General features: G+C 63.5%; 14 protein-coding genes. 6 read left to right on the top strand and 8 right to left on the bottom strand.

Annotated elements, in window-relative coordinates; all coding sequences use genetic code 11:
- Positions 1-67 precede the first annotated feature (67 nt).
- The 4 genes from F4U95_RS16445 to F4U95_RS16430 form a co-directional block, all read right to left on the bottom strand.
- Complete coding sequence (locus tag F4U95_RS16445) at positions 68-598, bottom strand: lytic transglycosylase domain-containing protein (protein WP_150426437.1); 531 nt, start codon at positions 596-598, stop codon at positions 68-70.
- On the bottom strand, positions 586-1,173 hold the full coding sequence (locus tag F4U95_RS16440) for a S26 family signal peptidase (RefSeq protein ID WP_150426436.1): 588 nt from the start codon (positions 1,171-1,173) through the stop codon (positions 586-588). Before F4U95_RS16440 ends, F4U95_RS16445 begins: the two co-directional genes overlap by 13 nt.
- Positions 1,166-1,405: a helix-turn-helix domain-containing protein gene (locus F4U95_RS16435; protein ID WP_150426435.1), complete on the bottom strand. Its 240-nt coding sequence runs from the start codon at positions 1,403-1,405 to the stop codon at positions 1,166-1,168. Before F4U95_RS16435 ends, F4U95_RS16440 begins: the two co-directional genes overlap by 8 nt.
- A gap of 229 nt (positions 1,406-1,634) precedes the next feature.
- A complete protein-coding gene (locus F4U95_RS16430) occupies positions 1,635-1,952 on the bottom strand; it encodes a DUF736 domain-containing protein (RefSeq protein ID WP_021227600.1) in 318 nt (105 codons plus the stop codon).
- Positions 1,953-2,483: 531 nt separating this feature from the next.
- On the opposite strand from F4U95_RS16430, the gene F4U95_RS24630 reads away from it, so the two are divergent.
- Positions 2,484-2,822 (top strand): thermonuclease family protein, encoded by a 339-nt coding sequence (locus tag F4U95_RS24630; protein WP_161600408.1) that lies wholly within the window; start codon positions 2,484-2,486, stop codon positions 2,820-2,822.
- A 66-nt stretch (positions 2,823-2,888) separates the two neighbouring features.
- A complete protein-coding gene (locus tag F4U95_RS24625; RefSeq protein WP_161600407.1) occupies positions 2,889-3,065 on the top strand; it encodes a hypothetical protein in 177 nt (58 codons plus the stop codon).
- A gap of 50 nt (positions 3,066-3,115) precedes the next feature.
- Here F4U95_RS24625 and F4U95_RS16420 read toward each other — a convergent pair whose 3' ends face one another.
- From F4U95_RS16420 to F4U95_RS16405, 4 genes are all read right to left on the bottom strand, one after another.
- Positions 3,116-3,559, bottom strand: a complete 444-nt coding sequence (locus F4U95_RS16420; protein WP_150426450.1) for a hypothetical protein — start codon at positions 3,557-3,559, stop codon at positions 3,116-3,118.
- A 107-nt stretch (positions 3,560-3,666) separates the two neighbouring features.
- A complete protein-coding gene (locus F4U95_RS16415; RefSeq protein ID WP_150426433.1) occupies positions 3,667-5,565 on the bottom strand; it encodes a ParB/RepB/Spo0J family partition protein in 1,899 nt (632 codons plus the stop codon).
- A gap of 88 nt (positions 5,566-5,653) precedes the next feature.
- Positions 5,654-6,058: a DUF2958 domain-containing protein gene (locus F4U95_RS16410; protein WP_150426432.1), complete on the bottom strand. Its 405-nt coding sequence runs from the start codon at positions 6,056-6,058 to the stop codon at positions 5,654-5,656.
- Positions 6,059-6,101: 43 nt separating this feature from the next.
- A complete protein-coding gene (locus F4U95_RS16405) occupies positions 6,102-7,133 on the bottom strand; it encodes an ArdC family protein (protein WP_150426431.1) in 1,032 nt (343 codons plus the stop codon).
- Between the two features lie 838 nt (positions 7,134-7,971).
- Between F4U95_RS16405 and F4U95_RS24620 the strand changes: the two genes are divergently transcribed.
- The 4 genes from F4U95_RS24620 (at position 7,972) to F4U95_RS16395 (ending at position 11,077) form a co-directional block, all read left to right on the top strand.
- Positions 7,972-8,130, top strand: coding sequence for a hypothetical protein (locus F4U95_RS24620; RefSeq protein ID WP_161600406.1), 159 nt, complete (start codon positions 7,972-7,974; stop codon positions 8,128-8,130).
- Positions 8,131-8,416: 286 nt separating this feature from the next.
- Positions 8,417-9,958: a Fic family protein gene (locus F4U95_RS16400; protein WP_150426430.1), complete on the top strand. Its 1,542-nt coding sequence runs from the start codon at positions 8,417-8,419 to the stop codon at positions 9,956-9,958.
- A 56-nt stretch (positions 9,959-10,014) separates the two neighbouring features.
- Positions 10,015-10,611 carry a transcriptional regulator domain-containing protein gene (locus tag F4U95_RS25545; RefSeq protein WP_422932298.1) on the top strand — a complete coding sequence of 199 codons (597 nt, stop codon included), beginning with the start codon at positions 10,015-10,017 and terminating at the stop codon, positions 10,609-10,611.
- Positions 10,568-11,077: a DUF2285 domain-containing protein gene (locus F4U95_RS16395; RefSeq protein ID WP_246171628.1), complete on the top strand. Its 510-nt coding sequence runs from the start codon at positions 10,568-10,570 to the stop codon at positions 11,075-11,077. The genes F4U95_RS25545 and F4U95_RS16395 overlap by 44 nt, the downstream gene beginning before the upstream one ends.
- Positions 11,078-11,205: the final 128 nt, after the last annotated feature.

Raw genomic sequence — 11,205 nt, 5'->3', positions numbered from 1 at the left:
GCACCGCTACATGCAGATCGAGGGCATGGCCGCCCTTGCCACACCAATGATCGAGGAGGCACAGCCGCTACAGATTACACCCAAGGCCGCCTGAAAATGCAGCCCAGTGGCCACACCCGATTTTACACCACATTGACGGACGCGACCCCCGGCCTGATCGCAGATGCTCGGAATAGCGACCTGGGCCTGCATTATAGGCCGCAAATAGACCGGGATAGCCAAAGCTGTCATACATGATGCGCAGATAGGCCGTGCCCGCCATGATATTGTCGTGCGGATCGTGCGGATCGGAACCCAGACCATGCCGGGCGCGCATCGCCGCCCAGGTTCCCGGCATCAATTGCATGAGGCCCATCGCCCCTGCCCGGCTGACGATCGGGTGTCCGTTAAGATGCGTGTGCCCCCCGCTTTCCGCCTTCATGACCGCGGCAATCCAGGCTTCGGGCACGCCAAAGCGCTGGGCCGCTTGCGCGATGAGGGGGCGCCAGCGTTCGATCGCAGCGCCTGGCGCAGCGGGCGGCATCGCCCGCTGCGCCGTACCGGGAGCCGGGGACATCAGCAGCATGGCAACGGCCAGGATGCGGATCAGCGGAGCCATAGCGGGTTCGCCTTGCCGATGATCGCTTCGGGTTCCAGCGGCCCGAAATAGCGGCTGTCGAAAGAGTCCGCGCGGTCCATCAGAAGGAAAAGACGACCGCCCCTTAACGTCTCGCAGCTCTCCCATCTTGGCAGGATACGGCCCATGCGGTCGCGGACGAGCCGCTTGGCAACCCGGTATCCATTCACATAGATTGCATCCCCAAGCGCACAAACATCGTCGCCGTCGCGCGCGACGATCCGCTTCAGCAGCGGAACATTGGCCGGTATATAATGACGTGAGGCGGCAAGTTGGCGTATTCTTGCCGGCATATGGGCCAGGACCATATCGCCGCTTGCAAGCGGGACGCCGGGATAAATGCGCCACAGGCCGATCGGTGCGCTGGCCGACACGTTCCATACGAGCCGTGGCGCGGGGCATATAAGATAATCGAGTGCAGTCGCCGCACCCATGAGGCCGGTGCCGATAGTGATCAGAAGAAGAATTGGCCTGCGCCTGAACCGGCTTTGCCGGGTGAGCGGAGGCACCCATTCGAGCAACGGCGCGGGGGCCTGTCGGCGCGGGCGCTTAGGCATCGCGCCCTCCTTTGTCGGTGTCGCCTTGGGTGCTACGCGACCACCTATCGAGATCGTCGATATGGTAGCGGACGAACCGGCCGTGCCGGCGGAAGCTTGGCCCCAGACCGTTCCAGCGCATCTGTTCGAGCGTACGGTAGCTCAGGCCAATATAATGCGCGGCCTGCGCGGTATTGAGAAATGGACTGCCTTTGCGCGCCTGCTCGGCGCGCGCGATTTCACTCTCGCCCATGATCGTTTCTCCTGCCGACCGCGTGGGTGAAATGGCGGTCCGACGGGGTGGTGATCGGGGTTGGGGCGCAGGCGCGGGAGTGTCGATTTGCGCCCCGCGAAATTCGACACCCCCTTGGTCCAGTCCTCCCCCCGGGCGGCTTGGTCCCTTCTTTGTAGCTGCCCGCTTGGCTGATTTATTTCGGCGATATGATCAGAGCCCCGCGCCGTGCGGCGCGGGGCTCTTCAGGTCAGTCCGGGTTCCAGATGAGGGCATAGCTGTCCTCGTCATCCTGGCCGGCGGCGCGTCCGAGATTGGCATAGATGGTGCGGGCGCCAAGCTCCGGAGCCGCCATGGCGACGCGGATATATTCCCGGCCCGAGACTTCGCCGGTACGGATCCACCCGCCGCCCAGTTCGCTGCCGCCAGTAAGGATGCGGTAATCGGGCTGATCGCCGACCTTTCCGCGATTGGGGATGATTTCGATCTCGGCGCGGACCGCGAGGGTCTTGAGGACGCCCTTGAAGCTGCCGTTTTCCAGGCGCTGAACATATCCGATGGCAGGCATGATAAGTCTCCTTCAAACTGCCCTGCGGCCGATCCGCCGGGTGTGCGGACCGTTCGGCAGCGCGAGGCGAGCCACCGAACCGACAGGCCGTAGCGGCAAGCGGAGGACCGGAGGACGCGCCGCCATTTGGAGCGAAGCGACCGCGAGGAGCCGGAACGGCGGGGAAATGGGGACGGGCCGATGGTTTCGTGAGGCGACCGAGACGCTGCCAGGTCAACGCACTCAGCCAGGCGTGATCGGCGACTGTGACAAGAAGGAAAGGCAAGCCCTCGCCATCCTTGTGGAGCCCCTGAAAATCGCAACGCCCAGCACCGATCAACCCGTGATCCGCTCGATATGGAGGCCCGTTTCCGACAAGCCGGGCGCCATGCCTTATCGCAATGCCCAATATGGATCTGCGAACGGGCGACGTGCGATCGATGCTGCGGGAACGGGCACAATAGGCCTGCGGGCGCTTGCGGCCATGTCGCCTGCGCAAGCGACCAACCCGCACCATCTATGCCCATCTCGGGCGCGCAGGCGAAAGGGACGGTGCGCCATGTCACCGATGGCGATACATGCCGGCTGACGAGCGGCGAGCCCATCCCTTTCGCGGGGATCGACGCGCCTGAAACCCAGGCTCGTAACGCAAAATATGCGGCCGAACGCCGCTGGGGTGAAGCGGCAAAAACATGGCTCAAAAGCGAGATCGAAGGCAGAAATCTTCGCTTCGAGCGGGTCGGTCGCAGCTATGCCCGGACGGTCGGGACGGTGAGATTTCAGGGCAGGGATCTGGCTGCGGGGCTGGTGGCCAAGTACCATGCCGACGGGTGGCCGCGCGGTCGCGCGAAGCCAAACTGGTGCCGATCTCACCGAGGCATCGGTCCATAGCGACATGGCGAAACAACCGGAACATCGCGCACAGTCGCAGGTTGGGTTGGCGACGGCAGGAGAGCGATGATGGAATCCGGTCCCAAAGACGGCGCACAGGATCAGGCCGATGTGCAGGACGATCAGATCGATGATGTGCCGGAGGAAGGTCGCAGCGAGCCGCCTGGCGATGCGGACGATAATGCCCGAGACACGACCGAAGAAGAGGCCGCGCGCAAGGAAGAACAGGATCGCAAACGGTAGCGATGATCCACGCCCCGGCCCGCTCCTGCGGGCCGGGGCGCGACCGATTTTCAGGCCAGAAAGCGTAAGGGCGGCACCAACAGGTCACCAGCGACGAAATAGGCCATGATCGCCTCATAGCTGCCCAGCTTCTTGGCGCGGTCGATGTCGATGACCAGCCTATCATCTTCGTCAGCAGCAAAGAGGCGAACCTCGCCGGCTCCATTGAACACCGCGCGTTCCGGGCCGAACTGCGCGGCGCAGCCGCCCGACCAGCGGACATAGGACAGGCCATGGCTTGCGCAAAATCCTTCCAGCAGATCGACCCGTCCCCATGCGACCTCATGCGCGTATAGGGATATCGATGCGTCGCTCGGGAAGTCGTCTGCCGTGAAGGCGTCCGCGTCATAATCGCGAGCCAGCCCTTCATTCTGGATGCAGGCAAGGAGATCGCCGCGCAGCGCGGCAGGTAGATCGCCGCCCAGCGTAATGGAGAGAGAAACCCGATCTACCATGATGAAACTCCCGATAAGCGCGCCGGGGCCGGAACGGCGACGGCGCGCCGATTTTTCGAAGGCAATGGCGAGGCGGGCGGCGACGAAGCGCCGCCCGCGTGATACCATCAGGCCGCAAGCCGCGCGTCTCCTTCCTCACCGTCGTCAGGCAGCGACATGACGCTGCCGGGGGTAGCGGGATCGGGCATTTCCGGTTCGGCTTTGGCGCTGTCATGCGCCTCCTTCGCTTTCATCACCGCCCCATGGGCCGCGATGGTTCCGACGCCACCACGCTGCGAATAGCGCGAGGGTGGGAACTGCATCCAGCGTGGCACCCAGCGATCTTTCTTGTCGCGGCCATTGGTGCCGTCGAGCGCATCACGGATGATGGCCTTCAAGGTCTTTGCCTTCTCGTTCGCATTGGAGGCCGCAACCGAGGGGCTGGTGACGTCCGCGACCAGATGGCCCAATATCTCGCGGTCGCGGAGCAGCTCGAAAAAGGCGGCATCGGCCTGCCAATAGTCGGCCATGTCGATGCCAAGATGGAGGCCAACAGCATCGACGGCGGCGCTGCCGCTGGCGAGGCTTTCGCCCATGACGATGGCGATCAGCTCCATGACCTGCGCATCATCAAGATCGAGCAGGGTGAGGAAAAGCGCGACAAGGCCGGTATTGGGGCCGAAGTTGCCGCCAAGCCCGCCGATGATGGCGGGTTCTTCCGCGTCGAAGCCGAGCAGGGCCAGCGCCTTGCGCCGCATATGGTCGAAATCCGCCTCCCCGACCGCATTCTCGATGCTTTCCGCGACCGCTTCATTCCGGCTGTTCTGCGGTTCGACATCGACCCGCCAGAGGGGCGAACCGACGATGACATGGGCCACCATCAGGCGCAGTGCGACAGTGGGGGCACTGGTGAGGGCGGCGCGCACGGCGGCATGGCGATGCAGGTCGAGATAGGTCGCCATGGTCGAGGTGATTTCGGGGCGCACGACCTTCCCGCCTGTTCCTGCGCACTGCCCCTTTTCGATCCGCTCGGCTTCCTTGCGGGTCAGATAGCCTTCATGGAAGATGACTTCACCGGTGCCGCGCACATCGACACAGATACGGCCACCATGGCGCTTGGCTGCCTTCACATATTCCCATGTCGAGAAATGCTCGGCGGGGGGCACGATGACGACCTCATTCCAGCCCTCGTCCAGATAGGCTTCGCGCCGATCGTGGATGGCGGCGTCCTGCGCCTTCCAGAAGCCATCGGCATCGGCGAAATAGGCGTGCTCGCCGAACAGGTCGGCGATGACGGCAAGGCGGCTCGCTTCGACATCGAACAGGGCATGATGGGTGCCGATGGACTGGCCGCCCAGGAGCCAGGCCTTTAGCTGATGGCCCACAGGCGTGTGGGCATCCTCATCGTCCAGCAAGGCAAGCCATGCCTTTTGCTGGCTCTTGGATGCGAGCGTCAGATGGCGGACGGTCGCCCGATCGATCTCGTCGGCGGCATAGAGGCGGCGGATGCGGGGCAGAAGATTGCCCAGCGCCAGCACCCGCCTGACGGTGAGTTCGGGCAGGCCGAAGGTTGCGGCGATGTCGTGCGTCTTGCGGCCTTCCTTCACCAACCGGGTGAAGCTCTCCCACTGGGTCACTTCATCGGCATCGCGCCGAGCCATATTCTCGATCATCGAGGCTTCCACGGCGTCGGCGTCGTCGCCCTCTTCGAGTATGGCGCAGGGCAGCAGCGCGATTTCGCTGTCGGCCTCGCCCATGGCCCGCTTCTCCGCCGCGACGATCATGGCGGCATGATAGCGGCGGGAACCGGCGAGGATTTCGAAGGCATCGGGCGCACACCGTTGACCTTCGGTCGCCTCCGGCCCGACAAGCTCAGGACAGGGATTGGGGCGCACGATGATCGGCTGGATCACGCCGCGCTTGCGCACGGTCGGCAGAATGTCCGACACATCGGGAGCGCTTTTGGAAAAGCGCATATTGGCCTTGCTGACGGACAGCTTGTCGAGCGGGATGAAATCGAGTTTCATGGGTCTACTCCTTGTGAGTACCGGGCCGTCGATCTTTGGCGAGGTGGGCGGCCCGGCTTTGCGGAAATGCGGCGTTACGCGCCGCGCGTCATCCTGCCGCCCCTTGGATTGGGTCGGTTGGAAGGTCGAAAGCCGCATCGGCGGCGTGTCTCAGAAGCTGTTCGGCATGGATGATAGAGCCTGCGCGACGGGCCATAGCCGCCCAGCGGGACAGGCTATGGGAACTGTAGAACCCCTCATCGCGCTCGATCCGCATGCCATAGGGCAGTCGGACGCTCTCAATCTCCATAAGGGAGAAGACGCCCATTTCCGGGCATCCGAAGCCAAGGTCGGCGAGGCCGAACAAGGTATCGCCGTCTTCATAAAGTTCAGTAGCCAGCCAAGTGGCGGCGCCCAGTGGATTGAAGAATTTGACCGCTGGTCGCAGCGAGTCACGCGCCTCACAGCGAGGATCGAACGTCTCCCCCGCGCTCGGCTGGCAGCGCTGCGACAAGCATTGGCGCGCAGCGCCTGACGAATATCGGGAGTGAGGAGGATCATGCGGCCTTCCTTTCCTGTTCGACGGTGCTGGCCGGTTCAGCGGTGCTGGTCGGTTCCTCAATGCCTGCGACGGCGGCCTGTGTTTCGCGATGGCGGGACAGCAGCCAATCGGCCGCTTTGCTGGCGGCACCTGCGGCACGGAAGATGGCGCGATTATCCTCGCGCAGCACCTCCAGCCATGAGCCGATATAATCGGCATGGCGCACGGTGGGCACGATGCCCAGCGCCGCGCAGAGGAAGGCGGCCCCCATTTCGGCGATCAGTTCCTCGCGGGCATAATCCTTGCTGCCAAAGCCGTTCTTGAGATTGCGGTCGAGGCGCGATGGGTGGCCGGTGGCGTGGGTCAGTTCATGCAGGCAAGTGCGGTAATAATTGACCTGCTCGTAGAAAGCAGGCTGCGGCGGCACCTGCACCACGTCCAGTGACGGCATATAATATGCCCGGTCGCCGCCGATGCGGAATTCCACGCCGCTCGCTGCGATCACGTCTTCGGCGATGGGGATGATCTGGCATGCGGGCAAAGGGTCAGGTTCGGCGACAAGGCCGGGGCGCAGCCCTTCGCACTGGGCGATGTTGAATACGGTAAACCGCTTGAGGAAGGCGATCGACTTGGCATCCTGTCCCGTTTCCCGCGCCTTTTCCTTCTCGGTTTCGGGTGTGAAACGATCGGCATAGACGACGGTCGTTCCCTGCTCGCCCTTGCGCACATTGCCGCCTGCATCGAGTGCCTGTTTGAAGGTGAGCCAGCTTTGCGAGGGATAGCCCCGATCGATAGCCGCGCCCCACAGGATCAGGATATTGACGCCCGAGTAACAGCGGGCGGTCAGCGCATTGCGCGGGAGGCCGGGGCCAAGCGCTCCGCCAATGGCGGCCGGTCCCGATGCCCAAGGCTGGACCCAGGGAAAATGCCCTTCTTCAAGCTGGGCGATGATCTTGGCGGTGACCTCGTCATAGAGGCTGATCCGTTCGGGCTGAGCGTTTGCGGCGCGACGCTTGGCCTTGGCGCTGCGGCTGGTGGAATGAGCCATGTCCTGTCCTCCTGCCTGCCCAAAACATGAGCCTCCCCGAAAAGCGGGGGTGGGCGGCAAGATGCGACTGGAAAGGCCCGCCCGGCGGACGCAGGCACCGAAGGGCGCAACGTAAGTGAAGCACCCGCTGGCGAAGCGGCGGGTTGCCGGCGACCGCGAAGGGCCTAGGAGGGAGCGCCGCCTGCTCCCGCTTTCTGGGAGAGGCTCCAACAAGCGCCGCCGCGCTCGCGCGGCGACCGTCGGGCGGACCTGGATGGGTCCGCCCCCTGCCCGCGATCGTTACCGAATGGACCAGACCCGAAAACGGGGCTGGGTGCCGCCGCCCCAGGACGGCGGCATAGAGCGCGACAGGCGCAGCCGCAGGCCCGAAAAGCCCATATCCCCCTTTGCAGACCGATATATGGACGCATTGCTGAGTGAGCGTTCCTCCTTGCTGGCGCGCATCTATCGACGTGCTTGGCGCGGCGCCCAGCGCCTTTTCCGGCGGCGACTCGAGGCTCGGCAGGCGATCCGGCTGGGTTTGGGCCCCGGTGCCCGCCAAAAAGGGATGATCGATCCTGATCGTCTTCGCCGCTTGTCCCGGCCTTGGGTTCGCCCAATGGGAAGCGATATGAACGGTGTAGCCGCGATTAGCTTTGCGGCCCTGCGTTCAGGGGTGACCATGATGCGTCGGTTTTGGCGCTCGAGGTCCATTCATGGTATAAGCCAGTCATCGGCATCACGGGGTTTACCGAGCACGATGCCGACTGACAGGGCTTCATTGGTCTGCCGCTTGCAAACGGAGGCCAGTGCCATGAGCATGTCTGATCCCATGAAATTTGCGTCTCATGCGAGCGAGATGAGCGATCGCGAGATTTTCGACGGCATCCACGCTTTCGGCTCGGGCGAAAGTGACAGCGACTTCAACGCGGCCATTTTCGACGAGGCCCAGCTGCGCGGCATGCTGAGCGCAAGCGAAGTCGATGCCATCATGGCTTCCGATCGCTCCGCCCACTGAAACTGCGGGCCTCCACTCCGCCGATCAGCAATGGCGCGGTCTGGCTGCCCACGCCGCCTGATCTGCCAAAAATGCAGCAGACATATCTCTTTTCTTCGCGCGGGCGGCTCGCCTCGCCTCGAGGCACGGCCCGCATGCCGTGCAAAAGCCGCCACCGGCACATCCGCAAACCGGAAGAAAGTGAACGATATTCACAAATCTTCCATTTTGAGATAATTATTCGCAGACTATGAACGAGATTCGCAGGCGACCTCGGTCGTGGTGACGATTTTTCGCAGGAGTTTGCATGGGTGAATGGCCTTCACAGCCGGTGACGGATTTTCGCGGTCGCGCGCTTCCTGAACCTGCCACGCCGGTCGGCTATGCGGCATTGATGGCAGCCTATGATCTTGCTGCTCCGCTATCACCACGGCTTGCCGCCATTGCGCAACGCCATCACCCGGTATCGACCGACAGCTGGCTGATGCTGACGCCACGCCATCGGCCCGAAGAAAGCCTGGCTGGGCACCTCACCTTCGCGATCAAGTGGGAAGGCGTGAACCTTCCCGTGCTCGACCAGCTGTTCCGGACGATCCCGGCAGAAGATGTTGCCGATATCGTCAGCACCACACCAACGGGCGCGTTCGCGCGCCGGATCTGGTTTCTCTATGAGTGGATGACCGGGCACATGCTCGACCTTCCCGACGCGGGCAAGGTCCGTCAGGTGGAGGTGGTCGACCCGGACATGCAGTTCGCCCTCGCCCGCGGCGAGACCTCATCGCGCCATCGCGTGCTGAACAATCTGCCCGGAACACCACGCTTCTGTCCCATGGTCGATCGTTCGCCTGCACTGAGCGCGCTTGCGGCCAAGAAGCTCGACGAGCGCGCACGCGCCCAGATCGGGCGGATCAGACCGGATCTGGTAGCGCGTGCGGCGGCCTTTCTGCTGCTCAACGATTCCCGCTCCTCCTTCGCGATCGAAGGAGAACGTCCATCGGGCAATCGCGCGGTCCGCTGGGGCCAGGCGATCGCTGAAGCAGGGCAGACGCAGCTCAGCCTGGCGGAGTTCGACCGTCTCCAGCGCATCGTCATCGGCGATGCGCGCTTCGTGCGTCTGGGCCTACGCGAAGAAGGGGGCTTCGTGGGGGTCCATGACCGCGAGACCGGCGATCCCATCCCCGACCATATCAACGCCCGCGCGCAGGATCTTGATGACTTGCTGGCCGGCCTCGTCGATTATGCCGACCGGACCCGCGAGGGTGGCTATGATCCCGTGGTGGCCGCAGCGGCGCTGGCGTTCGGCTTCGTCTATATCCATCCCTATGTGGATGGTAATGGCCGCCTCCATCGCTGGCTCATCCATCATGTTCTGGCAGCGGCGCATTATAACCCGCCTGGCCTGGTCTTCCCGGTGAGCGCCGCAATCCTGCGGGAAATCGATGCCTATCGGCGCGTGCTAGAAAGCTATTCAAGGCCGCTCTTGCCGCTGATCGAGTGGCGGCGCACGGCGGGTGGCAATGTCGAGGTGCTGAACGAGACGGCCTCCTATTACCGCTTTTTCGACGCCACTGCGCATGCCGCCTTCCTCTATGCCTGTGTGGAACAGACGATCGAGGTGGACATGCCCGAGGAGGTCGCCTTCCTCGAAGGCTTCGATCGCTTCACGCTGGGCATTCAGCAAATGGTCGACATGCCGACCGATCAGGTCGAGCTGCTTCACAAGTTCCTCAAGCAGAATCATGGCCGGCTGTCCCAGCGTGCCCAGGGACGAGAATTTGCCGCGCTGACGGCGGACGAGGTACGCGAGGTCGAACGTCTCTATTGGGACAGCTTCATCGAACCGGAGTGAAAGCCGGCTGCAACGCCCCCAGAAGTGACTAGGTCGTCCACTGCCGACCATCGAATATGCTTCCGGCCTTCGCTCGCGGCTTCCCGAGACACCCGCAAAAATGCGCGCGCTCCCGCCGATCCTGCAGTGCGCACGGCCGCATGGAATCGCCGCAGTTGATCGTCCGCATGGAGATGGCGAAATATACGCCTGATATATGCGGAATATCCGCATCCTCGCGCCAGACATGGCACAAGCGCTTCAATTCGCCGCACCGACAAGTCGTGGCGTGCCCGCTCCCACCCCCCGCTCATGCAGCCTTGCTCCTGACCAAAATATGGGAGACAGGCATGCAGGGAGCCCGGACCAGTTCATGTCGGCCAGAGATCGTCGAGCGATCGGGGCCACAGGATGCGCATCTTCTGACCGGATCGCAGATGGCATGGGAGATATTGCGAAGGCGGGCGGACTATAGGGGCCAGTCCTGTGAGCGAAGGCTCTTGCGAACCAGCCCTTCCCTGGAGCTTATCCGGACCTGCCGCCCGCTCACATCCTGGGGGCTATGTTTTCGAGGGCGATCCGGACCTGACAGCACGCGACGTCCCCCTGTTCTGGGAGGCAGCGGTGGACATGAACGTCATATGCGCCTTGGCGAGCCCATGTCGGTCCACTGAGCCCGGCGCATTTTCGCTCTTCGAATTGGCCTGGCCTGCGGTGCTGCTACAGCAGCCCGACCGTCAGGAATTGCTCGTCGAAAGCCCCCAAGGGCAGCTCAGACTTAGTTTGACGGCAGGCGAGCTGCTGCAAGGCCCGGTCGGGTTGCGATATATTATCGAGGGCGCCGCGCTGCTAGAGCGAACCCATGCGTTGCAGCGATGGGACTGGCTCTTGCGCAAGGGAGCATGGCCGCAGAGTCTGGAGCGCAACTCCACGCGCGGCGAGCGATGGTCGCTGCTTCTCGTTACGCTCGACGCGCTTGCGCGACATCGCTCGCTCCGGGAAACCGCCATCGCCCTGTTCGGAGAAATGACGGTCGAACGCGAATGGAATGAGGCATCTGATCATCTCAAGTCGCGGACGCGCAGACTTGTTGCCCAGGCCCGCGCCTTGGCTGCCGGCGGTTACAAGGCGCTTCTCTAGGATCGCTGTTATGGCCGGCCTTGGAGCCGGTCGTCGATCCACCGATCCGCGCCCATGCGCCAAACTCAGGCAGCCGCTCGTATCGAGCGGTCATCCCGTTGCCAGCTAGCCAGCGCCATGACCATGAA

Source organism: Sphingobium limneticum, from assembly GCF_008710165.1.
GTDB lineage: Bacteria > Pseudomonadota > Alphaproteobacteria > Sphingomonadales > Sphingomonadaceae > Sphingobium > Sphingobium limneticum.
The sequence above is the reverse complement of the archived record's forward strand: the minus strand, read 5'-3'. Positions and strand labels throughout refer to the sequence as shown.

Excerpts from the sequence above, each read along its gene's own strand:
- F4U95_RS24625 (WP_161600407.1), top strand. The coding sequence starts at position 2,889 with ATGATGGAATCCGGTCCCAAAGACGGCGCACAGGATCAGGCCGATGTG.
- F4U95_RS25545 (WP_422932298.1), top strand. The coding sequence starts at position 10,015 with ATGCTTCCGGCCTTCGCTCGCGGCTTCCCGAGACACCCGCAAAAATGC.
- F4U95_RS24620 (WP_161600406.1), top strand. The coding sequence starts at position 7,972 with ATGAGCGATCGCGAGATTTTCGACGGCATCCACGCTTTCGGCTCGGGC.
- F4U95_RS16440 (WP_150426436.1), bottom strand. The coding sequence starts at position 1,173 with ATGCCTAAGCGCCCGCGCCGACAGGCCCCCGCGCCGTTGCTCGAATGG.
- F4U95_RS16405 (WP_150426431.1), bottom strand. The coding sequence starts at position 7,133 with ATGGCTCATTCCACCAGCCGCAGCGCCAAGGCCAAGCGTCGCGCCGCA.
- F4U95_RS16445 (WP_150426437.1), bottom strand. The coding sequence starts at position 598 with ATGGCTCCGCTGATCCGCATCCTGGCCGTTGCCATGCTGCTGATGTCC.
- F4U95_RS16395 (WP_246171628.1), top strand. The coding sequence starts at position 10,568 with ATGAACGTCATATGCGCCTTGGCGAGCCCATGTCGGTCCACTGAGCCC.
- F4U95_RS16430 (WP_021227600.1), bottom strand. The coding sequence starts at position 1,952 with ATGCCTGCCATCGGATATGTTCAGCGCCTGGAAAACGGCAGCTTCAAG.
- F4U95_RS16400 (WP_150426430.1), top strand. The coding sequence starts at position 8,417 with ATGGGTGAATGGCCTTCACAGCCGGTGACGGATTTTCGCGGTCGCGCG.
- F4U95_RS16420 (WP_150426450.1), bottom strand. The coding sequence starts at position 3,559 with ATGGTAGATCGGGTTTCTCTCTCCATTACGCTGGGCGGCGATCTACCT.
- F4U95_RS16435 (WP_150426435.1), bottom strand. The coding sequence starts at position 1,405 with ATGGGCGAGAGTGAAATCGCGCGCGCCGAGCAGGCGCGCAAAGGCAGT.
- F4U95_RS16415 (WP_150426433.1), bottom strand. The coding sequence starts at position 5,565 with ATGAAACTCGATTTCATCCCGCTCGACAAGCTGTCCGTCAGCAAGGCC.